The organism is Thiomicrorhabdus sp., from assembly GCF_963662555.1.
In the GTDB taxonomy this organism is placed as follows: domain Bacteria; phylum Pseudomonadota; class Gammaproteobacteria; order Thiomicrospirales; family Thiomicrospiraceae; genus Thiomicrorhabdus.
In genome coordinates this window covers 2,490,120-2,513,840 of record NZ_OY759719.1, presented here as the reverse complement: position 1 = coordinate 2,513,840, position 23,721 = coordinate 2,490,120, and the positions used below count along the sequence as shown (strand labels likewise).

At 38.4% G+C, this 23,721-nt stretch carries 23 protein-coding genes; 20 read left to right on the top strand and 3 right to left on the bottom strand.

Features of this window, described 5'->3' with window-relative positions; all coding sequences use genetic code 11:
- Window positions 1-64 precede the first annotated feature (64 nt).
- The 13 genes from ACORJQ_RS11370 (at window position 65) to ACORJQ_RS11310 (ending at window position 14,540) form a co-directional block, all read left to right on the top strand.
- On the top strand, window positions 65-982 hold the full coding sequence (locus tag ACORJQ_RS11370; protein WP_321324633.1) for an ABC transporter ATP-binding protein: 918 nt from the start codon (window positions 65-67) through the stop codon (window positions 980-982).
- Window positions 982-1,761, top strand: a complete 780-nt coding sequence (locus ACORJQ_RS11365; RefSeq protein ID WP_321324631.1) for an ABC transporter permease — start codon at window positions 982-984, stop codon at window positions 1,759-1,761. Before ACORJQ_RS11370 ends, ACORJQ_RS11365 begins: the two co-directional genes overlap by 1 nt.
- A 23-nt stretch (window positions 1,762-1,784) precedes the next feature.
- A complete protein-coding gene (locus ACORJQ_RS11360; protein WP_321324629.1) occupies window positions 1,785-2,003 on the top strand; it encodes a BolA family protein in 219 nt (72 codons plus the stop codon).
- Between the two features lie 86 nt (window positions 2,004-2,089).
- Window positions 2,090-3,352: a UDP-N-acetylglucosamine 1-carboxyvinyltransferase gene (murA, locus tag ACORJQ_RS11355; RefSeq protein WP_321324627.1), complete on the top strand. Its 1,263-nt coding sequence runs from the start codon at window positions 2,090-2,092 to the stop codon at window positions 3,350-3,352.
- Between the two features lie 199 nt (window positions 3,353-3,551).
- Window positions 3,552-4,193: an ATP phosphoribosyltransferase gene (gene hisG, locus ACORJQ_RS11350; RefSeq protein ID WP_321324626.1), complete on the top strand. Its 642-nt coding sequence runs from the start codon at window positions 3,552-3,554 to the stop codon at window positions 4,191-4,193.
- Window positions 4,186-5,487, top strand: coding sequence for a histidinol dehydrogenase (gene hisD / locus ACORJQ_RS11345; RefSeq protein WP_321324624.1), 1,302 nt, complete (start codon window positions 4,186-4,188; stop codon window positions 5,485-5,487). The genes hisG and hisD overlap by 8 nt, the downstream gene beginning before the upstream one ends.
- A gap of 122 nt (window positions 5,488-5,609) precedes the next feature.
- A complete protein-coding gene (locus tag ACORJQ_RS11340; protein ID WP_321324622.1) occupies window positions 5,610-6,350 on the top strand; it encodes a Nif3-like dinuclear metal center hexameric protein in 741 nt (246 codons plus the stop codon).
- Window positions 6,351-6,536: 186 nt separating this feature from the next.
- Window positions 6,537-7,151 (top strand): ubiquinol-cytochrome c reductase iron-sulfur subunit, encoded by a 615-nt coding sequence (petA, locus tag ACORJQ_RS11335; RefSeq protein ID WP_321324620.1) that lies wholly within the window; start codon window positions 6,537-6,539, stop codon window positions 7,149-7,151.
- Window positions 7,151-8,404, top strand: a complete 1,254-nt coding sequence (locus ACORJQ_RS11330) for a cytochrome b (protein ID WP_321324618.1) — start codon at window positions 7,151-7,153, stop codon at window positions 8,402-8,404. The genes petA and ACORJQ_RS11330 overlap by 1 nt, the downstream gene beginning before the upstream one ends.
- A complete protein-coding gene (locus tag ACORJQ_RS11325) occupies window positions 8,405-9,064 on the top strand; it encodes a cytochrome c1 (RefSeq protein WP_321324615.1) in 660 nt (219 codons plus the stop codon). It begins immediately after the preceding gene.
- Window positions 9,065-9,221: 157 nt separating this feature from the next.
- Window positions 9,222-10,586 carry a DNA repair protein RadA gene (gene radA / locus ACORJQ_RS11320; RefSeq protein WP_321324613.1) on the top strand — a complete coding sequence of 455 codons (1,365 nt, stop codon included), beginning with the start codon at window positions 9,222-9,224 and terminating at the stop codon, window positions 10,584-10,586.
- 162 nt (window positions 10,587-10,748) lie between these two features.
- Window positions 10,749-12,005, top strand: a complete 1,257-nt coding sequence (locus tag ACORJQ_RS11315; protein WP_321324611.1) for an OmpP1/FadL family transporter — start codon at window positions 10,749-10,751, stop codon at window positions 12,003-12,005.
- 267 nt (window positions 12,006-12,272) lie between these two features.
- A complete protein-coding gene (locus ACORJQ_RS11310) occupies window positions 12,273-14,540 on the top strand; it encodes an ATP-binding protein (RefSeq protein ID WP_321324610.1) in 2,268 nt (755 codons plus the stop codon).
- 90 nt (window positions 14,541-14,630) lie between these two features.
- Here the strand turns inward: ACORJQ_RS11310 and ACORJQ_RS11305 are convergent, their stop codons facing one another.
- The 3 genes from ACORJQ_RS11305 to ACORJQ_RS11295 all read right to left on the bottom strand — a co-directional run bounded on the left by ACORJQ_RS11305 (window position 14,631) and on the right by ACORJQ_RS11295 (window position 17,712).
- Complete coding sequence (locus tag ACORJQ_RS11305) at window positions 14,631-15,452, bottom strand: inositol monophosphatase family protein (protein WP_321324608.1); 822 nt, start codon at window positions 15,450-15,452, stop codon at window positions 14,631-14,633.
- The gene (locus tag ACORJQ_RS11300) at window positions 15,445-16,746 is read right to left on the bottom strand and encodes an HlyC/CorC family transporter (protein ID WP_321324607.1); all 1,302 of its coding nucleotides are present in this window, start codon (window positions 16,744-16,746) and stop codon (window positions 15,445-15,447) included. Before ACORJQ_RS11300 ends, ACORJQ_RS11305 begins: the two co-directional genes overlap by 8 nt.
- 174 nt (window positions 16,747-16,920) lie before the next feature.
- Window positions 16,921-17,712 carry a cytochrome C assembly family protein gene (locus ACORJQ_RS11295; RefSeq protein WP_321324605.1) on the bottom strand — a complete coding sequence of 264 codons (792 nt, stop codon included), beginning with the start codon at window positions 17,710-17,712 and terminating at the stop codon, window positions 16,921-16,923.
- A 308-nt stretch (window positions 17,713-18,020) separates the two neighbouring features.
- Here ACORJQ_RS11295 and ffh point away from each other — a divergent pair, with 308 nt between their 5' ends.
- The 7 genes from ffh (at window position 18,021) to ACORJQ_RS11260 (ending at window position 23,707) form a co-directional block, all read left to right on the top strand.
- Complete coding sequence (gene ffh / locus ACORJQ_RS11290; protein WP_321324604.1) at window positions 18,021-19,406, top strand: signal recognition particle protein; 1,386 nt, start codon at window positions 18,021-18,023, stop codon at window positions 19,404-19,406.
- Window positions 19,407-19,771: 365 nt separating this feature from the next.
- Window positions 19,772-20,008 (top strand): 30S ribosomal protein S16, encoded by a 237-nt coding sequence (gene rpsP / locus ACORJQ_RS11285; RefSeq protein ID WP_321324603.1) that lies wholly within the window; start codon window positions 19,772-19,774, stop codon window positions 20,006-20,008.
- 31 nt (window positions 20,009-20,039) lie between these two features.
- The gene (rimM, locus tag ACORJQ_RS11280) at window positions 20,040-20,558 is read left to right on the top strand and encodes a ribosome maturation factor RimM (protein WP_321324601.1); all 519 of its coding nucleotides are present in this window, start codon (window positions 20,040-20,042) and stop codon (window positions 20,556-20,558) included.
- Window positions 20,559-20,580: 22 nt separating this feature from the next.
- A complete protein-coding gene (gene trmD, locus ACORJQ_RS11275; RefSeq protein ID WP_321326884.1) occupies window positions 20,581-21,261 on the top strand; it encodes a tRNA (guanosine(37)-N1)-methyltransferase TrmD in 681 nt (226 codons plus the stop codon).
- Window positions 21,262-21,355: 94 nt separating this feature from the next.
- Window positions 21,356-21,703 carry a 50S ribosomal protein L19 gene (gene rplS, locus ACORJQ_RS11270; RefSeq protein ID WP_321324599.1) on the top strand — a complete coding sequence of 116 codons (348 nt, stop codon included), beginning with the start codon at window positions 21,356-21,358 and terminating at the stop codon, window positions 21,701-21,703.
- A 267-nt stretch (window positions 21,704-21,970) separates the two neighbouring features.
- The gene (gene xerD, locus ACORJQ_RS11265; protein WP_420719582.1) at window positions 21,971-22,858 is read left to right on the top strand and encodes a site-specific tyrosine recombinase XerD; all 888 of its coding nucleotides are present in this window, start codon (window positions 21,971-21,973) and stop codon (window positions 22,856-22,858) included.
- Window positions 22,859-22,963: 105 nt separating this feature from the next.
- Window positions 22,964-23,707, top strand: coding sequence for a DsbC family protein (locus ACORJQ_RS11260; protein WP_321324596.1), 744 nt, complete (start codon window positions 22,964-22,966; stop codon window positions 23,705-23,707).
- Window positions 23,708-23,721 lie beyond the last annotated feature (14 nt).

The following is a 23,721-nucleotide window of genomic DNA, read 5'->3' as shown; positions in this document are numbered from 1 at the left end:
CTAGAGTTTATTTTATATAGGGCTTTTGAGGCCCTATTTTCATTTTGAAGAAAAAGGATTTTGCATGACATTGGCAGTTCAATTTAACAATGTGGTTAAGGATTATGCCGATTTACAAGCTCTCAAAGGCGTCTCGTTTGATGTTGAAGAAGGGGCTTTTTTTGGTTTGTTAGGGCCAAATGGAGCGGGTAAATCAACCTTAATTAATGCTATGTCAGGTTTGGTGGTACCAACCTCGGGTCATATTAATGTTCATGGTTATGATGTTATTCATGATTATCGTCAAACTCGTCGTCTATTGGGTTTAGTTCCACAAGAGTTGATTGCAGATCCTTTCTTTTCCATTAAAGAGTTACTTGAGTTGCAGTCTGGCTATTTTGGAGTAAAAGGTCCGCAACAAAAAAAATGGATTAATGAGCTATTAGAAAGATTAGCCCTGGCCGATAAAGCCAATGCGAATACAAGTCAACTCTCGGGCGGAATGAAACGTCGTGTATTAATTGCAATGGCATTGGTGCACAAGCCTAAAGTATTGGTTTTGGATGAGCCTACAGCGGGGGTGGATGTTGATTTACGTCGTACTCTTTGGGACTTTACCAAAGAGCTTCATCATCAAGGTCATACCATTATTTTAACCACTCATTATTTAGAAGAAGCTGAGGCTTTATGCGATAAAGTTGCCATTATGCAAAATGGGCAAATTAAAGCGTTGGATAATACTCAAAAACTGCTTTCAAAACATCCATATCGTTATCTTCGAGTAAACGTCTCTAAAATAGCAGATCAATTACATGGCCCTTTAGCCAAGCTTTTAGTTGAGCAAGAGCATAATGGTTATGTGTTTCAAATAGATAAAGAGAGTTCAATGACAGAAGTATTGGGGTTGATTGACAAACAAGGATTAGATGTTACCGATGTGAGTAGTCGTGATGCCACTTTAGAAGAGGTGTTTTTAGATTTAACCGCAGAGGGAGTTAAGTGATGTTGGCTATGTTTAGTTTTAACTTTACCGGTTTTTGGGCTCTTTTTGTTAAAGAGATTCGCCGTTTTTATTCTGTGGTTGTGCAAACTGTTTTTGCTCCAGTGGTTTCTACGCTGTTGTATTTATTGGTCTTTGGTCAGGTTATTGATTCGCAAATCGAGATTTATTCAGGTCTGTCTTATAGTCAGTTTTTAATACCAGGCCTGGTAATGATGGCGGTATTGCAAAATGCGTTTTCAAATACATCGTCGAGTTTAATTCAGTCAAAAATGCATGGTAATCTTACCTTTGTGTTGTTAAGCCCCATTTCTCCTTTTGAACTCTATTTAGCTTTTGTGGCAGCATCTATTGTGCGTGGTTTAGCGGTAGGACTTGGTATCTTAGTTGTTGGTATTATGTGGTTTGACTTAACTTGGTTACAGCCATTGTGGATTATTGTTTTTGCAATTTTAAGTGCGGCAATGATGGGAGGATTGGGCATGATGGCTGGGATTATTTCTGAAAAATATGACCATTTAGCCGCTTTCCAAAACTTTATTATTATGCCGTTGACGTTTTTGAGTGGGGTGTTTTATTCTATTCACGCCTTGCCTGATGTTTGGCAGCAAGCCTCTCATTTTAATCCGTTCTTTTATATGGTTGACGGTTTTAGGTATGGTTTTTTTGAGCAGTCAGATGTATCTGTTTACTTGAGTTTAGCAGTAACCAGCTTTTTTGTGGTTTTGGTTTCTGCGATAAATCTGATTTTATTGAATAAAGGCGTTAAAATACGCCAATAAAAAATTTGAGAGAAAGTTTAAATATGTCTCCAGAACAGATCAAAACAATGATTGAAGCCGAGATTCCAGGTGCAATTGTTGAATTAAGCGGAGAAGATTGTACTTCTTCAATTACGGTGATTAGTGATGCCTTTGAGGGTAAAAGCCCTATTCAACGCCATCGTATGGTGAATGATATTTTCAAAGATCAGTTTGCGACAGGTGAACTGCATGCTTTATCAATAAAAGCTAAAACGCCCTAAGAGTATAAAGCTCAAGACACAACATTTTAGTCAAACCAAAACGGTTTATCTAAAATACAAAGTAGACAAAAGAAAAGCAGTATCGAATGGATAAACTTGTAATTGAAAACCGGGGTCAACTCTCTGGCAGTGTAGAAATATCAGGTGCTAAAAATGCCGCACTCCCAATCTTAATGGGCTGTTTATTAGCGGAAACGCCTGTAAAACTGTCAAATGTTCCGCATTTAATGGATGTGACAACCACCATTCAGTTATTGGCTTCGATGGGTGTTGAAATCATGTTTGATGAAGAATTAAACATAGAAATTGACGCATCAAACGTAACCAGTAAAGAAGCTCCTTATGATCTTGTCACTACAATGCGTGCCTCTATATTGGTTTTAGGTCCATTGTTGGGTCGTTTTGGTGAAGCAAAAGTTTCTCTACCGGGTGGCTGTGCCATTGGTTCTCGTCCAGTCAATATACACATTAGTGGTATGGAAAAGATGGGGGCTGAAATTCAGGTTGAGCAAGGTTATATTATTGCTAAGTCTAATGGTCGTCTTAAAGGGGCGGATATCAATATGGAGCCTGTTACGGTAACGGGTACTGAAAACTTATTGATGGCTGCCGTATTGGCAGAAGGGGTTACCACATTACGTAACGCCGCTCGTGAACCTGAGGTAACAGATTTAGCTTCATTTTTAGTAAAAATGGGTGCAAAAATCAGTGGTATTGGTACCGATACTTTAGTCATTGAAGGCGTTGAGCGTCTTCTTGGCGTAAATTACGAAGTGATTCCTGATCGAATTGAAGCAGGCACTTATCTAGCCGCTGCGGCCGTTACGCAAAGCAAAATTACGGTGACTAAAGTAAACCCAAGTCATTTAGGTGCTGTGCTAGAAAAGTTTAAAGAAGCGGGTGCCGAAGTTACTACAACAGCTAATACGATTACGTTAGATATGCGTGATAGAAAACTACAGCCTGTTAATATTGTTACTGATCCATATCCTTTGTTTCCAACAGATATGCAGGCTCAGTTTTTAGTCATGAATGCCTTGGCAGATGGTGAATCGACCATTGAAGAAACGATTTTTGAAAACCGTTTTATGCATGTGTCTGAATTAGCACGTATGGGAGCCGATATTCGTGTAGAAGGCAATACAGCCCATATTAAAGGTGTAGAAAAATTGTATGGTGCACCAGTTATGGCTACAGATTTACGTGCTTCTGCAAGTTTAATTTTAGCAGGCCTGGTCGCTGAAGGCGAAACGGTTGTAAATCGTGTTTATCATATCGATCGCGGTTATGAATTAATTGAAGAGAAGTTCCATAAATTGGGTGCTCATATTTACCGTTTGTCTAACTAAACAAACTGCTAAAACTAACAATAGAGACCTTTGCACGAGACCATAAACAGTAAAATTTTTCCTTATTTTTTTGTCCATGGCTCGTACAAAGGTCTCAATAATACAAAATTTACTAGAGTGAATTTGCTTAAGCTAAACAAGTTATGATTTTTCACTCTACAATAACCTTATTTAAATTGAATAAAAAGTTTACCGAGTTATGAATAACCAGTTAACCATAGCCCTTTCAAAGGGTCGTATTTACAAAGATACTTTGCCACTTCTTGAAGCGGCAGGCATTGAGCCTTTAGAAGATCCAAGTAAAAGCCGTAAGTTAATCTTACCTACCAACCAAAAAAACGTACGTTTACTGATTGTACGTGCTACCGATGCTCCAACTTATGTGGCACATGGTGCTGCAGATATTGGTGTGGCAGGTAAAGATGTTTTAATGGAAGCGCCAAGTGATAACTTGTATGAGCTTTTAGATTTACATATTGCCAAATGTAAATTGATGGTAGCTGGGCCAGAAATTGAAAAGCCTCATGGCCACCGTTTAAAAATTGCCACAAAATATCTTAAATCAGCCCAGGCTTATTACGCTGAAAAAGGCGAGCAGGTAGATTTGATCAAGCTTTATGGTTCAATGGAGATTGCTCCATTAATTGATTTGGCAGACAGAATCGTAGATTTGGTTGATACTGGTAATACGCTAAAAGCAAATGGTTTAGTGCCAATGGAACATATAGCTGATATCAGTTCGCGTTTGATTGTCAATCAGCACGCTTATAAGACTAAATTTGATCAAATCAATACTATTATTCAACAGTTTAAAACAGTGATAGAGAAAGAAAATGCTTAATATTCGTCGTTTATCTGCTAATGCAGAAGGTTTTAGAGAGGAATTAGATCGTTTACTAGCATGGGAAACGGTCTCTAATGATTCAGTTAACGATATCGTTAAAGAAGTGGTTAATAATGTTCGTACAAAGGGTGATGCCGCTCTTTTAGAATACACGGCACGTTTTGACCGTTTAACCTTAAATTCTGGTGCTGAATTAGAAATTTCTAAAGAGCGTTTACATGCAGCTTTAGAAAGGATTCCGGCAGAACAGCGTGAAGCTTTACAGTTATCTGCTGACCGTGTTCGTGACTATCATGAAAAGCAAGTACAAAATTCTTGGGCATATGAAGAAGCTGATGGCACTATGTTAGGTCAGCAGGTGACTCCTTTAGATAGTGTTGGACTTTATGTGCCTGGTGGAAAAGCGGCTTATCCTTCATCAGTTATTATGAATGCCATTCCGGCAAAAGTAGCAGGTGTTGAAACGCTTATTATGGTTGTGCCTACACCTGATGGTGAAGTTAACGATATGGTGTTAGCGGCGGCTGCTATTTGTGATGTAGATGCAGTATTTACTCTAGGTGGAGCACAAGCCGTTGCTGCTTTAGCTTATGGAACTGAAACCGTACCTGCGGTAGATAAAATTGTAGGGCCTGGTAATATTTTTGTGGCAACTGCTAAACGTATGGTGTTTGGTACGGTTGGTATAGACATGATTGCTGGACCATCTGAAATCTTAGTGTATTGTGATGGTAAAACTGATCCTGACTGGATTGCTGTTGATTTGTTTTCACAGGCCGAGCATGATGAAGATGCACAATCGATTCTAGTTACTCAAGATGCTGATTTTGCAGAAAAAGTTTACCAAAGCATGGATCGTTTGTTACCAACTATGCCGCGTGAAAAAATTATTCGTACTGCATTACAAGACCGCGGTGCGATTATTGTAGTTGATAACGAAGAACAAGCACTTGAGATGATTAACGTCATTGCTCCTGAGCACTTAGAGTTATCGGTTGATGATCCTAAAGCCTTGTTACCAAAAATTCGTCATGCTGGTGCCATCTTTATGGGACGTTATACAGCTGAAGCTCTTGGTGACTATTGTGCTGGGCCAAACCATGTGTTGCCTACTTCACGTACCGCTCGTTTCTCATCGCCATTAGGTGTATACGATTTCCAAAAACGTTCGAGCTTAATTATGTGCTCACCTGAAGGCTCAAATGTTTTAGGTAAAGTTGCTGGAATTTTGGCAGATGGTGAAGGTTTACAAGCTCACGCTATGTCAGCTCGTTACCGTGTACAGGACTAAGATTTAAGCTTTTAAATCAATCCCAAAAGTTCTAATTAAGCCACCATTGCCTTTACCAGGCCTGGTGGCTTTTTTATGGTTTAAGAATCGGGCGACAACATCAGTAAAATGGAGTCTAGTGTATGTTACGTGCAGAGTTACAGAGCTATTTAAATGATTATCTAAAAGTAGCTGAGTTTAAAGATTATGCTCCTAACGGATTGCAAATTGAAGGCTGTGAGCAAATAAATACGATTGTCACAGGCGTGACAGCATGCCAAGCCCTGATTGATGAAGCTATTAAGTTAAATGCTGATGCAATTTTGGTTCATCATGGTTATTTCTGGAAAAGTGAGCCAGAAGTGATTACGGGTTTTAAACAAAAACGCATTAAAAGCTTACTGCTTAATGACATTAATCTTTTTGGTTACCACTTGCCTTTAGATGCTCATGAAGAGCTAGGAAATAATGCTCTTTTAGGTAAGTTATGGAGCCTACAAGACATTACCCCTATACCAGGCCTGGTAAAATTGGGTCAGCTTTCAGAGTCGGTTTCTATTGATGACTTTAAAAAGATGGTTTCGACCAGTTTAAATAGAGAAGTTTTGCACTTACCAGGGGGACCATCATCTGTTAAAACCATTGCTTGGTGCAGTGGTGGGGCTCAAGGTTATATTGACCAAGCAATTGAATGGCAAGCAGATGTGTATATTAGTGGAGAGGTTTCAGAGCAAACCACGCACTTAGCTAAAGAGTGCGGTATACATTATTTAGCGGCTGGACATCATGCAACTGAGCGTGTTGGTATTAAAGCTTTGGGCGAACATTTAGCGCAAAAGTTTGATTTGCAGTGTTATTTTGTCGATATTGATAATCCAGTATAAATAAATTTAATTTTTTTTATGGATTTTTTTATCAAAATAACTTGTTGAAATAAAAGGTAAATAAAATAATTTATGACCTGTCATAAGCAATTATTTATAGCGGTATGAGAAGATACTGATTTAAGTTGAACGCAAGGTTAGGTAAAATAATCAGAATTTGCTTGCATATAAAGGGAAGACAAACCTATGTCGACAGAAGAACAAAAAGCATCTAGTGTAAATCTCCAGCGCCGTAAAATTTTGACCGGTGCAACGGGAGTGGTTGGTGCAACGGGAGCTACTTTCTTAGCTGTACCGTTTGTAAGCTCATGGCAGCCAAGTGAAAAAGCTAAGGCTGCGGGTGCACCTGTGAATGCCGATGTGAGCCAGCTACTGCCTGGACAGATGATGACCATAGCGTGGCGTGGAAAGCCAGTGTGGATTGTACGCCGTACAGAAGCCATGGTTGATGGTTTACCAGGTTTAGATAAGGAGTTGAGAGATCCTCACTCAAAAGAATCTGAACAACCAGAATATTGCCAGAATGAAGACCGTTCAATCAAAAGTGAATATTTGGTTGTTGTAGGTGTGTGTACACACCTAGGCTGTGCTCCTCTTTATCGCCCAGCAATTGGTTCGCCAGACGTGGGTGCTGATTGGCAAGGTGGGTTTTTCTGCCCATGCCACGGTTCAAGATTTGATTTGGCAGGAAGAGTATTCCAGTCGGTTCCGGCTCCAACCAATCTAGTAATTCCGCCTCATCATTATCTGTCTGATACACTGATTCGAGTTGGTGAAGATCCTAAGGAAGGGGTGGCATAATGTCTGAAAATAATATGAATGATTTAGATACTAAACAGCCAAAAAAGGGAACTTTACTTGGTTGGTTTGATGCTCGTTATCCATTAGTAAGTACATGGAACGAACATGTTGGTGAATACTATGCACCTAAAAACTTTAACTTTTGGTACTTTTTTGGTTCTTTAGCGTTATTGGTTTTGGTAAACCAATTGGTAACCGGTATTTGGTTAACCATGAGCTATAAGCCAAGTGCCGCAGAAGCTTTTAACTCTATTGAGTACATTATGCGTGATGTTGATTGGGGTTGGCTTATTCGATATATGCACTCAACCGGTGCTTCAGCATTCTTTATTGTGGTTTATCTACATATGATGCGCGGTCTTCTCTATGGTTCTTACAAAGAACCACGTGAGTTAGTGTGGATTATTGGGATGCTACTTTTCTTAGTATTAATGGCCGAAGCCTTTATGGGTTACCTGCTTCCTTGGGGACAAATGTCATATTGGGGTGCTCAGGTAATTATTTCGCTATTTGGTGCTATACCTGTTGTTGGCCCTGATTTAGCATTGTGGGTACGTGGTGATTTTGTTATCTCAGATGCCACTCTAAACCGCTTCTTTGCATTGCATGTTATTGCTTTGCCATTGGTTCTATTGATTTTAGTCTTTATGCACATAGTCGCTCTTCACCAAGTTGGTTCTAACAACCCAGATGGTGTAGAGATTAAGAAAGTTAAAAATGACAAAGGGCTACCAATGGATGGTATTCCATTCCACCCTTATTACTCGGTTAAAGACTCAATGGGTGCGGTATTCTTTATTACCTTATTTGCGATTGTAATGTTCTATATGCCAGAAGGTGGTGGTTACTTCCTTGAGCCGCCTAACTTTGAACCAGCAAACCCGCTAAAAACCCCTGAGCATATCGCTCCGGTTTGGTACTTCACGCCATTCTATGCCATCTTAAGAGCTATCCCAGATAAGTTCTTAGGGGTTGTAGCAATGGGTGGAGCGATAGCTGTGCTATTTGCAATGCCTTGGTTAGACCGTTGTAAGGTGAAGTCAATCCGTTATCGTGGCATATCGTTTAAGGTTTTATTGACTATGTTTATAGTGAGTTTTGTCGTTTTAGGTTGGTTAGGTACTCAGCCAGCTACGCCAGAACTGACAAAGTTAGCTCAAATATTTACAGCTTTGTATTTTATGTTCTTCTTGGTGCTTCCATTTACCTCGAAACATGAAAAAACTAAGCCAGTTCCAGAGAGGGTGCAATAAATGAAAAAGTTACTTACTGTATTTAGCTTAATGTTATTGCCTTTCGTTTCACCTGTGCAAGCAGCAGGTGGGCACGGAATTGAACTAAAACCGGCTGAAAATAATCTACGCGATCAAGATTCATTAAAACGTGGTGCAATCTTATTCTCAAACTACTGTATGGCGTGTCATTCAGTTAAATATATGCGTTATAACCGCATTGCCCGAGACATTGGTTGGACTGATGATGAGATTGTTCAAAAAATGACTTACGGTCAAAATAAAGTTGTAGATACTGTACAAACTCGTATGGTTGATGGCGTAGCTGAAGAAGTTTTGGGAACGGTTCCTCCTGATTTATCTCTAATGGCTCGTTTAAAAGGTACGGATTATATTTATACTTTTTTAACAGACTACTATCAAAATGAGAAAGGCGAATGGGATAACAAGGTACTTAAAGGTACTTCAATGCCAAACGTTTTAGAGGGGATCCAACGCCACTCAACACCTGAAGAATATAAGCAGGCTGCACGTGATATCTCTAACTTTTTAGAATATGTTGGTGAGCCAGCTAAACTAGAACGTTTAGATTTAGGTTGGAAGGTTATTGCTTTCTTATTAGTGTTATTGCTATTAACCTACTTGCTTAAAAAAGAATACTGGCGAGATATTAAACACTAATTTCTTGTTATTCTGTTTTAAAACCCGCAGTTGCGGGTTTTTTTATAGCTACTAAGAATGGATTAAGAAAGACTAAGCAATAAAACAAATCTGCTTTTTGGGATTAAAATCTTTAAAATCTATGCATTCTCATTAACGATAAATTAAGAAAAAACCTATGGCAAAAAATAAATCAGCCTATGTTTGTACCGAATGTGGTGCTGAACATTCTCAATGGCAAGGACAATGCCAAGCATGTCACGCCTGGAACACTTTAAAAGAATTTAAGTTATCGCCCGCTAAAAAAACGGCATCTACTGGTTCAAAAGGTTATGCCGGCACTACCGAAAATAAAGTGCAATCCATTAATGACGTTGATTTATCGGTTGTCCCGCGTATTACCTCAGGGATGTCTGAGCTTGATAGAGTTTTAGGTGGTGGAATTGTACCTGGCTCAGTCGTCTTAATTGGTGGAGATCCAGGAGTAGGTAAGTCGTCGATCCTTTTGCAAGTAATGTGTTATTTAAGTACCCAGCAAAAAGTGCTTTATGTCACTGGTGAGGAATCACTACAGCAAGTGGCACAAAGAGCTAAACGCATGCAATTGCCTGATGAAGATTTAAGACTGTTTACTGAAACGGATGTAGAGGCAATTACCATTGCCTCAGAAAACGAAAAACCAAAAGTAATGGTGGTGGATTCTATTCAAACCATGCAGTTGGCCGAAATCAGTGGTGGTGCTGGTGGGGTTTCACAAGTTAGAGAGAGTGCCGCTTATTTAACTCGTTATGCCAAGAAAAATAATGTGGCTATCTTTCTGGTTGGGCATGTGACTAAGTCGGGTGAGGTTGCGGGGCCACGAGTGCTAGAACATATTGTTGATACCGTTGTGTTTTTAGAGGGGCAATCAGACAGCCGTTTTAGAACTTTAAGAGCCATTAAAAATCGTTTTGGTGCTGTGAATGAACTGGGTGTATTTGCTATGACTGAAAAGGGGATGAAGCAAATCAAAAACCCTTCAGCTATATTTTTATCTCGCGGTGAGGATGCGGCACCAGGCTCTGTGGTGATGGTAGTGTGGGAAGGATCTCGTCCTTTATTGGTTGAAATCCAGGCTTTAGTTGATGATTCTCCTTACGGAGCACCCAAAAGAGTAACGGTGGGGTTAGACCAAAACCGAATGGCCATGTTGCTTGCTGTAATGCATCGCCATGGAGGCATCCAAGCGAGTGATCAAGATGTGTATGTCAATGTGGTTGGTGGCGTTAAAGTGTCGGAAACCAGTGCAGATTTAGCCGTATTATGCTCAATTTTATCCAGTATGCGTAACCAACCCCTGTCTCAAGAACTCATTATTTTTGGAGAAGTAGGTTTAGCTGGAGAAATACGCCCAGTGCCGAGTGGGCAAGAGCGAATAATTGAAGCGGCTAAACACGGCTTTAAGCGTGCCATTGTGCCAATTGGAAATGTACCAAAACAGGCTATTCCAGGTATGGAAATAGTGGGGGTTAAAAGTTTACAGCAAGCATTAGATGTTTTATGAATCCTTATACATAAATTACCAGGCCTGGTAATTTAATTTACTTATCACAGTACTTGTTATTTTGAATTATCAGCATGTAAACAGTGGTGTTAAAATGACGGATATCTATAAGTAATTAAAAAATAATATAAAAATAAATAGTATGAAAAAGTAGGAGAAAGCATGACATTAAATAAACTTACAGGTGCGGTATTGTTGGCACTTGCTTCACAAGCTGCAAACGCATCGGGTTTTGCATTAATTGAACAAAGTGCAAGTGGGCAAGGTAATGCCTATGCGGGTGCCGCAGCCAATGCAGAAGATGCCAGTGTTATGTGGTTTAACCCAGCAGGCTTAACTGAGATACAAGGCAGTCAGGCAATTATTGGTGCTCATGTTATTTCTCCAAAGGCTAAGTTTAGTAATGACGGCTCTTATTTAGTGGTTCCTGGTAATAATTTACAAGGAAGTGATGATGATGGTGCTACTGTTGGACTTGTACCTAATATTTACTGGAAAGGTAAAGCTGGAGATTACGATATTGGTTTAGGTATCAATGTGCCTTTTGGTCAGCATATTTCTTATGATGATAAGTGGGTTGGTCGTTACCAAGCTACTGAAACAAATTTAAAAACCATTAATATAAATCCTGCTATTGCAGGAAAGATAAACGATAAACTTTCATTTGGTTTTGGTTTAAACGCACAATATGTCGATTTGATTTTAGAACAACAGGCAAATTTAGGTTCAAGCACAAGTACGGCGGGCGATGAGAAAGTATCTGTAAAAGCCGATAGTTGGGGCTTTGGCTATAACTTTGGTTTCTTATGGAAGCCTCTAGAAAAAACACGTGTTGGTTTTGCTTATCGCTCAACGGTTACCCAAAATGCAAAAGGTACAATTGATTATCCAGCAGCATTGTCTGCACTTGGATTAGTGGATACTAATGTTTCATCTACAGTTGACCTACCTGCATCCGCTACTTTAAGTGCTTCGCAAGTTTATGGAAAATTAACACTTTTAACTGGTGCAACTTGGACTAAATGGAGTGATTACGGTTCTTTGACAATACAGAATGGTGCGGGTACTACGGTTTCAGACTCTAATCAAGACTTTAAAGACAGCTGGCGTTTATCTCTAGGTGGTACTTATCAACTAAATGATAAATTAAAATTAAGAACAGGTGTAGCTTTTGACCAAACGCCTGTTTCTAATGAAACTCATCGAAGCCCACGTACACCAGACTCTGATCGTAAATGGATTGCTTTAGGTTTTGGTTATAAATTAACCCCAGGCATGGATTTAGATGTTGGTTATAGTCATCTTTTATCAGATAAATCAAAAGTGAATTATTCGTCAGATAATGGAGTAACGCATTTAGTGGGGTCTTACAATCCTACAGTTGATATTTTTAGTGCTCAATTAGTTTGGAAATACTAAGTGAAAAAGTAAAAAAGTTTGACCAGGCCTCCTAAAATGCAATTTTGGTCTGTTTAACTTGAATACAACGAAAGGCCTGTTGCATAGTAATTTATGTAACAGGCCTTTTTTGATTGTATATCTGCGTTTTTTTATGAATTAACATGTTGTATTGCTTGTGGTTTTGATTGGTTGATTTTATTGTTAAAAAATAACTCAAATAAATCTTCACACCCTCAAAACAATCAATAGAATAGAGTAAAAGTTCAAAAAGAGTTCTATCCATTTATGCACCAGTTTCAACAGCAAGTACAAGACCTTTATCTTTCGTTACCCGTCGCCACCGCTTTATTTGAAAGAGATGAGGATGGAATTTGGCAAAGGTTATGGCAAAATCCGGCTGCTCATTCTCTTTGGGGGGATTTTAATTTAGCTCAGAATCCTCGTTTTAAACTTGAGTTAATGGATTCACTCTCTCAAATTGCGCCATCTTTTTTTGATTACCAAGTTCCAGGTGCTATTGAAACATTTCGTTTTATTGCCACTCCATATAAAGAATCGGTATTAGTTCAATTTTTAGCCTCTACTAAAGAAAAGTCTTACTCAGAAACCGTCACAGAAAAAAGTTCAGATATTAATTCTTTAATTATAGATTCAGCAAAATTTGGTATTTACGACTGGAATCTAGAAAAGGATTTTATTCAGTTTAACCAAAAAGGCTATGAGGTCTTTGGGGTTAGTGGTAGTGATATTGGATCTACTTATGAAAGATTGTTTTCAAGAGTCTATGTGAAAGACCAAGAGACTGTTGCTAATGCGATTGAGGACCATTTAGTTCATAAATGGCCCTTAAATATTGAGTTTAGAATGCTTAATATTCATGATCAATATGAATGGATTAACATGACGGGACAAGCAATTTGGAAGGAAGGTAAAGCTGTACGCTTAGCGGGGGTTTTACATAATATTTCAGACCGAAAATACGCAGAAACTCAGTTAAAACAACGTGAAATATTAATTGAGCAAATGATTGATGTTTTACCTATCAGTATTTATGTAAAAGACGCTCAAGGTTGTTATCGTTTCTTTAATAAAAAGGCTGAAACCATCTCAGGAAGATTAAAAGGCCAGGTAATTGGTCGTACTGATTTTGAAGTTTTTCCTATAGAGATTGCCTCTATTCAAGCAAGTAAAGACAAAGAGATACAAAGTTCTGAAAAGGTAGTGGTTTATGAAAAAGAAGTCACTGTCAATGATCAAGTTCTTTGGATGTATCACGGTAAATCTCCAATGCATGTTAAGCAACTTGATGGTAGTTATGAGACTTGGTTGTTAAGTTTTTCTTTAGATATTACTAAGCGTAAACAAGCGGAAGAAGAGTTAAAAACGGCACACAATATTGCTGAGCAAGCGGCTAAGGCTAAGTCGGATTTTTTATCAGTAATGAGTCATGAAATTAGAACACCTTTAAATGCTGTCATTGGTAATGCAAGTTTGTTATTAAGTGAAGATTTGGATGAGTATTTAGCGAAACATATAGAGATGATTAAACGTTCTGGTGATCATTTATTGTATTTAATTAATGATATCTTAGATTTTAATAAGCTTGAGGCTGGTAAGGTTGAGCTTGAGCAGAAGCCGTTTAATATGCTGCAACAAATTAAAACCGTTGTAGAGATGTCGGTTATTAATGCTAAGTTAAAACATATAGGTTTAGACTTTACGATTGCTGATAACGTTAAACCCTATTACTTAGGTGACGAGGGTCGTTTAAGGCAGATACTTTTAAATCTCGTGGGTAATGCCATTAAATTTACGTCAGAAGGCGAGGTGCAAATACGTCTTATTAAAGCCCCAAATTCTAGTTTTTCTAAATCATCACAATCTGTTGGTCAAACGGTTCTAAGATTTGAGGTAACAGATACAGGTATTGGTATTTCTGAAGAAAATATCCCTAAGTTGTTTACCGAGTTTGCTCAGGCGGATGCGTCAACATCGCGCAAATTTGGCGGCACCGGATTAGGTTTATCGATCAGTAAAAAACTGGTTGAAGCAATGGGCGGTCAAATAGGTATTTTAAGTGAAGAAGGAGTAGGAAGTACTTTTTGGTTTGAAGTACCTTTTGAAGAAGCGCCAGAGTTTGAAGTTACCAGTGAACAAATCGCACAGCCTCAAAGTAAAGTAAAACCACTTAAAATTTTGGTTGCCGAAGATAATGAGTCAAATCAGTTTTTAGTTAAGACGATTTTGACTAAATTAGGACATTCTGTTGAAATTGCTAATAACGGTTTAGAAGCCTTTGAAATGGTTCAAGAAAATGATGCGTGTTTTGATTTAGTGTTAATGGATATGCAAATGCCAGAATTAAGTGGCATAGAAGCTACACAGCAAATTAGAATGCTCGATTCTAGTGTTAGTCATATTCCTATTATTGCTTTATCTGCCAACAGTTATGAAGAGGGTAGTGAGGCTGTTTTAGCGGCAGGAATGAACGACTATTTGAGTAAGCCGATTGACATAGGTGCGTTAAAAGCAGCTTTGCAGAAATGGTCTTAATGATTAGTTTTAAAACTGTTTTATTGGCAAGATGCATGGCTATAAAAAGCCTGATGTTATGACAAGCTTTTTTAACTTAGCCCATAACCGTTAAATTTCTAAAAACGCTTGCCACTCAGTAAATAAATTTTGAGTTGTTGCCGCTACCGCAGAACGTTTTTCAACCTTGGGAATAACCACACATTCATTATCTAAGGTTGAGCTGTAACCACCGGCTTCATTTAAAATTAACCAACCTGCAGCATAGTCCCAAATGTTTTGTGCACCGTGCAAATAAATCTGACCACGCCCAGCCGCAATCCAACACCAATCCAAACAAACAGATCCAAAACTACGTTGTGAAGAGTATGGGCACTGAGTTGCCAGCTTTGTTGCCAACGGTGCGGCAAGTCTCTTAAAGTCGATAATGCCGCTGCATTGCTTTAGAGCTTGCTTTGGTGTTTTGGCAATTAACAGTTTGTCATTAAGGTAAGCACCTTGTCCAATGCGAGCAGAGAACATCTCATTGCGACTTGGATCATATACCAGGCCTGCTAATAATGTACCTTTAACCATTAACGCTAAAGACACAGAATATACCGGTATGCCTATTGCAAAGTTGCTTGTGCCATCAACGGGATCAAGTATCCAACAACCCGAATCGCTATTCATAGCCGCTTCTTGTTCTTGTTGTGAAGATTCTTCACCTAAAAAGGCGTATTGAGGCCAGTTTTTTTCTAGAAAAGCTTGGGTCTTTTTTTGCATTTCAGTGTCAGCTTCGGTTAACAGTGAACCATCCGCTTTTTCTTCTGCAGAGACTTGTTCAAATCTCGCTAACACTTCTGTTTTAGCCATCTCTGTTATGCCTGAAAGCAGCTTTTGCCATTCTGTTTCATTACTAAAAGGATGAGAGGTTTCAGCTGTATTAGTCATGACTTACCTTTTTTTTATTTTTCTTAGCGGTGTAAATTGAAAGTTTAACTGCTTCAATGGCATTGGTAGAGGTCTCTACAACTTCTAAAACGTAGTTTTCAATTTTGATACAGGTGCCTGGAGACGGCAGTTCTTCTAATACTTCTTGAATTAAACCATTTAGCGTTTTAGGGCCATTTGTTGGTAACTCTAATTCGTAAGTTTTGTTAAGGTCTCGTATAAATTCAGAGGCATCAATAGTCATACTGCCATCATCATGCAGTGCAACGGTCTCTTCTATTGGTTTAGCTTTAGCATCGGTAGAAAGTTTGCCAACAATTTCCTCTAGCAAGTCTTCCATGGTTAATAGGCCTTGCAGGTCACCGTATTCATCTACAATCAAAGCCATTCTGCGTTTGTTTTTATTAAACTTACTGAGTTGTACACTTAAAGAGGTGGTTTCTGGCACAAAATAGGCCGGACGAACAATTTTAATAATATCCTTAAGAGTCACTTCATTGCGCATTAAAATCGGTAAGGCACGACGTAAGTTTAAAACGCCTATTAGATCTTCATCTAAAGATGAGCGATAAATGGGCACACGCGTGTAGGGAGATTTTTGAATTGCTTTTAAAATCTTCTCAATAGGTTGATCAACATCAACCGCATACATATCTTGTTTAGGAATCATCACGTCTTCAACGGTGACGGTTTCTAAAGACAAAACACTAGATAACATTGAACGGTATTGCGTAGGCAGTTGGCTAGTGGCTTCATTAATAAGCGTTTGTAACTCTTCATGAGATAGAGCATGAGCATCTTCAACGTTTTTAATGTTAACACCAAATAGTTTTAAAAAGCCGTTAGCAAAAAAGTTTACAAACCAAACTATGGGTGAAAATAGCTTAAGTAAAGGCGTTAATACATAGGCCGCTGGGTAAGCAATTTTTTCTGGGTAAAGTGCTGCTAGGGTTTTGGGAGCAACTTCTGCAAAAATTAACACTACCATCGTAAGTAAACCCGCGGCAATGGCAATTCCTGCTTCGCCCATTAACTGCATGGCGATAATTGTGGCAATGGATGAAGCAAAAATATTTACAAAGTTATTACCCAGTAATATTACCCCTAACAAGCGGTCAGGTGATTTGAGTAAGTTTTTGGCGAGTTTAGCACCTTTATGACCCGATTTAGCATGATGTTTCAAGCGATAGCGGTTGAGTGCCATCATGCTCGTTTCTGAGCTAGAGAATAAAGCGGAAAGAATAATAAGAAGGGCTAAAATCCCAAAAAGGATAGGAATATCTAAAGAATTCAATGTCTTTCTGTTGTGTTATGAGTGAAATGGAATTATACCTTTTCAATATCTTTTGCACCAAGTAAAGATTTAGTAAAGTGATAAAACTTATTTAAAAAAGATAAAAAAATGAATTTACCAGGCCTGGTAAATTCATTTTTGAATTAAATAGAAAGAAATTAAAAGAGTGGTTGATTAAGAGTTAATAAACTCTAAAACAATGGTTGTGCCTATGTAACTTAATATAAGTAAAAAATATGCCCAGACAGTATATCTGGCGGCTGTTTGGCCACGCCAACCATATTTGGCATGTCCAAATAAAAATACGCCATAGACCAGCCACGCTAAAATCGCAAAAAAGGTTTTGTGGATAAGGTGTTGCTCAAAAAGATTTTCTACGAAAAAAGCACCACTAATAAGAGCAAAAGTTAGAAAGATAAAGCCAATTTTAACTAACTGTAATAGGGTGCTTTCCATGACTTGTAACGGTGGTAAGGCTTTCATCAGTTTTGTTAAACGTTTGGCCTTAAAGTTACGTTCTTGTACGCCATATAAAATAGCTTGTGCAGTGGCTAATCCCATAATGCTATAAGCTGCGATGGATATAAGTACATGACTTCCTAACTCAAGTGGTAGTTGCATACGTTCATCAATCATCAGTGGTAACAGTGTGCTGATAGCGGCAATAGGGTAAATAAAGATGCCCAATGTTTCTGTGGGTTTATTTAGATGCGTGGTCAGTAAGATCATTGAGGCCAGCAGCATAACTAGTGATAAGCCGTTACCAATATCAAAATAAATACTAGAGTTTACCCAAATAGACCTACTTAAAATAAGTAAGTGGAGCACAATCGCTGCCGCAACAATTTTTATGATGGTTGGGCGGATATTTTTTTGAGTAGGAGACTGAATATTTTTCCAGATAATCACACTAGCAAAAAGATAGAGTGAGCTGGCTAATATTGCACTGAATCCGGTTAATGACATTGAGAATGAACCTTATGTGTAATCTTTTGGTTAATAAGATGTTTTTAATTAAAGATCTTAAATACGTTTAAGCTATTGTAACTCAGTGAATACGTAAATAAACTGTCTAAAGAAAGATTGGTTAAATATTTTATTATAATATCAACGATTAAATATACCAGGCCTGGTTGTTTTGCATAATCAATAGAGTCAAAGCAGACTCTTAATTCTATTTCCGCTATAATACCCTGATTCTTTTTTCGTTTTACACAAGACGACTTCTTTAATGCTCTCAATGAATGAGTTAGAGGTTTGTCTTAGGAGTTCTCATGTTTGACAATTTATCGGATCGTCTAAATAAAACCTTTAAAGCCATTCGTGGTCAAGGGCGTTTGACTGAAGCAAATATTAAGGACGCATTACGTGATGTTCGTCGTGCCTTATTAGAGGCAGATGTTGCTCTCCCTGTTGTCAAAAGCTTTATTGATCAAGTTCAAGAGCGAGCCATTGGGCAAGAAGTCTCTACTAGTTTAAACCCAGGCCAAGCATTCATTAAAATAGTGCGTGAACAGCTTACCGATGTAATGGGTAAAGAGGCTGAACCACTTAATTTTAATGTAGAACCACCTGCAGTAATTATGGTTGCGGGTTTACAAGGTGCAGGTAAAACTACCTCTGTTGCTAAGTTAGCTAAATGGCTAAAAGAGCGTGAAAAGAAAAAGGTTATGGTGGTTTCTGCCGATGTATATCGTCCAGCAGCGATTAAACAGTTAGAGACCTTAGCTGAACAGGTTGATGTACTTTTTTTCCCGTCAACGGCCGACCAAGACCCTATTTCTATTGCTAAAAATGCTCATGCAGAGGCTAAAAAGCAATTTGCTGATGTTTTAATCTTAGATACAGCAGGTCGCTTGCACATCGATGATGAAATGATGCAAGAAGTGCAAAAACTTCATGCCGGCATTAAACCATGCGAAACCTTGTTTGTTGTAGATTCCATGACAGGGCAGGATGCAGCAAATACTGCGAAAGCCTTTAATGATGCATTGCCGTTAACGGGTGTCATTTTGACCAAAACAGACGGTGATGCTCGCGGTGGTGCGGCATTATCGATTCGTGAAATTACTGGCAAGCCAATCAAGTTTATTGGTGCAGGTGAAAAAACTGATGCCTTAGAACCATTTCACCCAGACCGTATGGCTGGTCGTATTTTGGGTATGGGCGATGTTTTAGGTTTAATTGAAGAAGCCGAAGCCAAAATTGATCATAAAAAGGCTCAAAAGTTTGCTCAAAAAATTCAAAAGTCGGGTGACTTTGATTTAGAAGATTTCTTAGAGCAGCTCCAGCAAATCAATAGCATGGGTGGTGTTGGTGGTTTAATGGGTAAATTACCAGGAATGGGACAGCTTAAAGGCCAAGTTGATGAAGACGTTGCTGCTAAAGAGTTTAAGCGTTTAGAAGCCATTATTCACTCAATGACCAAAAAAGAACGCCGTTTCCCAGCTGTTATTAAAGGTTCTCGTAAACGTCGTATTGCAAATGGTTCTGGTACTTCAGTACAAGATGTAAATAAATTGCTAAAACAATTTACCCAAATGCAAAAGATGATGAAAAAAATGAAAGGCGGCGGCATGAAGAATATGATGCGAGGCCTTGCTGGAAAATTACCACCAGGAATGGGTGGAATGGGCGGTTTACCTCCAGGAATGCGTTAGGCATTATAAAGTTAGATATAAATAACCAGGCCTGGTTGTTTGGTAAGTTAAGTGATTAAGCTCTTGTTTATATATAACAAGGGCTTTTTTAGTTTTAGACAATGGAATAAACGCAATTGTAAAACAGTAAAAAAAGTGTAAATCGTCATCAATTACTGGCAAGTTAATACGGCAGATTTAAACGTCATTAATTAGATGTATATTAGAGAGCGTTAAATGTTTGAAATAAAAAAGTTTATTCTGTATAATTCCGCTTCTCATTCTTTTTGAATGAAAAAAAGATAAAGAAATCAAAGAGATTTCTTAATAGAAGAAATTGTTGAAGAGAGTTCTCTTCATCGCCTGATTAAATATTGGAGAAAAAAATGGTTGTTATCCGTTTAGCCCGTGGTGGCTCTAAAAAGCGTCCTTTCTATAAAATGGTTGTAGCTGATCAGCGTAACTCAGCAACTGGTCGTTTTATTGAGCAAGTAGGTTTCTTTAACCCAGTTGCAAGAGGTCAAGAAGAAGCTGTTCGTATTGATCAGGCGAGAATTGATCACTGGGTAGCTCAAGGTGCTCAAATGAGTCCTCGTGTAAAAAGCATCATTAAAAACGCTTAATTTAATTTAACCGGCAACTGAGGCTAGATTGATGTCTACAGAAAAATTGATTGTCGGTTCGATAAACGGTGTTTTTGGTGTAAATGGGTGGGTGAAGATTTTTTCTCATACCGACCCACGCGAAAATATTCTTAGCTACTCACCTTGGTGGATTAAATGCAAAGGTGAATGGCGACAAGTCAGCATTGTTGACTCAAAGGTACAGCAAGGTGGAAAAACCTTGGTGGCCAAACTAGATAAAGTAGATGACCGAGATGTCGCCCGTGAATATATGGGGTGTGAAATTGCGATTGAAGAATCACAATTAAAAAACCGCAAAGATTCACTTTATTGGATTGATTTAATCGGCTGCCAAGTGCTGTTAGAAGATGGCACTGTAATTGGTACGGTTAAGGATTTAATAGAAACAGGTGTGCATGATGTTTTGCGTGTCGCTGGCAAACAAGAAGAGTTGATTCCATTTGTTATGGATCAATTCATCTTAAGTGTTGATACCGATAAAAAACAGATTGTGGTTGACTGGGAATTGGAAGCCGACGGTGAGATTTGATGTGATTACCCTGTTTCCGGAAATGTTTAGTGCATTAACGGAATCAGGTGTCAGTCGTAGAGCAAATCAATCTGGACTCTACCAGCTTAAAACCTGGAACCCTCGTCAATTTACTTTAGATAAACATAAAACGGTTGATGATCGTCCTTACGGGGGCGGGCCAGGAATGGTCATGATGTATCAGCCGTTAAAAGACTCACTGATGGCAATTGAAGCAGAGTGTGAGGTTGATACTGAGACTGGTGAAAATGCCAAGCCTCATGTGGTGTACTTATCACCTCAAGGTCAGCCTCTTACTCAGCAAAAAGTAGCAGAGTTAACTCAATACAAAAATATTACCTTGCTTTGTGGACGTTATGAAGGCGTTGATGAAAGATTGATTGAATCATCAGTTGATGAGGAAATCAGTATTGGTGACTTTGTAGTGAGTGGGGGAGAACTCCCTGCCATGATGTTGATGGATGCGGTTATTAGACTGATTCCTGGTGCATTAGGGCATAACCAGTCAGCAGAGCAAGATTCTTTTTCTGACGGTTTGTTAGATTGTCCGCATTACACTCGGCCTGAAGAGGTTGATGGAATGACGGTTCCTTCAGTTTTACTTGAAGGCAATCACGCTAAAATTGATGCTTGGCGACAAGAACAAAAATTAGCAAGAACACAAAAGCGTCGGCCAGATTTACTCTCTGGTAAAAAATTGTAAAAATTCGGATTCAACCTCTGGCTAACAGAGTTAGTTATTGTTGGATAAAAATAAAATTCAGAAAGAAAACTTTCTGATTTGGAGTAGTTTTAAAATGAAAAACGATATTATTCAGCGCATTGAATCAGAGCAAATGACTAAGGAAGTTCCTGAGTTTGCACCTGGTGATACAGTAGTAGTTCAGGTTAAAGTAGTAGAAGGTAAAAACGAACGTCTTCAGGCATATGAAGGTGTTGTAATTGCTAAGAAAAACCGTGGTATTAACTCTAACTTTATCGTGCGCAAAATCTCACACGGTGTTGGTGTTGAGCGTACTTTCCAAACTTATAGCCCATTAGTTGACAGCATTGCTGTTAAGCGTAAAGGTGCTGTACGTCGTGCGAAACTATACTACCTACGTGACCTATCTGGTAAAGCAGCACGTATTAAAGAAAAAGTATAATCGTTTAGAAGTTTTACTTCGAAGTCGATCCAAGATTTTTCTTGTACTAAAAACGCCTCGTAATCTTTTGATTACGAGGCGTTTTTTGTTTATATTGATTAATAAGTCTTAAATCGATGTTTGATACTTTAGATATCTGGAAAATATAGTTCCTATCAATCTAATACTTAGAAGCAATTATCGATACTGCAGGTGTTACGTAGCAAAGCCGTCTCAGCTATACTACTCTTCATGATAAAATCAAAACCACCAAAAATAGAAATAGTGTTGCACACAAGAATGACTGAATTTCTGAGTTATCTTGCTCTTTCAGAAGGGTTAAGTAGCAATACCATTTCAGCCTACCAAACGGATTTAAAGCTTTACCAGGCCTGGTTAAATAATATTCAGCATTCTACGGTTGAACAAATCTCTACCGAAGGTATAGAGAGTTTTATGCTCTATTTACAGTCTGAAGGCCGTAAAGAGAAAAGTAATGCCCGTTTACTTTCTACCTTAAAGCGTTTTTATCAGTGGGCTACCAGCAATGAATATTTTAGTGCTGATCCTACGGCATTAGTTAAATCTCCTAAATTACCTAAAAGTATTCCTAAAACAATTACTGAAGCTCAGGTAGAAGCTTTGTTGTATTCTCCAAGTGAATATACGCCATTAGGTATCCGTGATAGGGCGATTCTAGAATTGATGTATGCCAGTGGTTTGCGAGTCTCAGAAGTGGTCGAATTGCCATTTGAACAAATCAATTTGTCAGCTGGTTTAGTCCAGGTGACTGGTAAGGGTAATAAAGAGCGAATTGTGCCAATTGGTGAGTTAGCAATTGAATGGATTGAAAAGTACATTAAAGAAGCACGTCCTAGTTTGGTTAAAAAGAAGTGGGTTCATACTTTGTTTGTATCTCGCATTGGTCGTCCTATGACGCGTCAGACATTGTGGCACAGGGTAATCAATTTAGCCTTTGATGCTGGAATTCATACTAAACTTTCTCCGCACACACTTCGTCATGCTTTTGCTACACATTTAATTAATCACGGTGCAGATTTAAGAACAGTGCAATTATTGTTAGGGCATAGCGATCTATCAACCACCCAAATTTATACTCATGTGGCTAAAGAGCGATTGCATAAGCTGCATCAACAACATCACCCACGTGGTTAAGTTTTTATAGCAATGTTATGTATTCTTAATATTAGAGTAAGAGTTATGTCTTGGCAGTGTTGTATTATGCGTTAAATAAAAGAAGATATAAGAAAGGTAAATTTGATGATTCACACAATAAAAAAGAATATATGGGTAGGTTTATTGGCAAGTACGGTTTTATTGTCTGCAGCACCAGCTACTCAAGCAGCTGATGATTACGCTGCTATTAAACAGCGTTTACAAACCATTATTCCTACAAATGCAAACAATGCAGTCATTACCAAATCAGCAATACCAGGCTTGTACCAAATTCAGTTAGGGATGACCGTTGTGTATATGTCTAAAGACGGTAAATTTTTAGTTAATGGTAGTATGGTAGATTTAGATACACAAACCAATTTAACTAGAAAGGCTCAAGCTGAAGCTCGTAAGATTGCATTAAAAGCGATACCAGAAGAGACCATGATTATTTATCCTGGTAAAGAAGGTAAAAAACAGCACACCATTACCGTATTCTCAGATATTGATTGCCCTTATTGTGTGAAATTGCACAAAGAAATTCCACAATTAAATGAGGCTGGAGTTACTGTTAGATATATTTCATATCCACGTGCAGGAGTTAATTCACCTTCTTATAAAAAAGCGGTATCAGTTTGGTGTGCGGACGATAAAAAGAAAGCAATGGATGAGGCTATGTCTGGTAAAACACCAGCAAGCAAAACGTGTAAAAATCCTGTAAAAGAGCATATTATGCAGGCTGAAATATTTGAAGTGAATGGTACTCCAAATATCATTTTAGAAGATGGCAATATCTTGCCAGGTTATGTTCCTGCTAAAAAGCTTATTCAGATGTTAAACGCTTCTTAGTGAATTATTTTTAA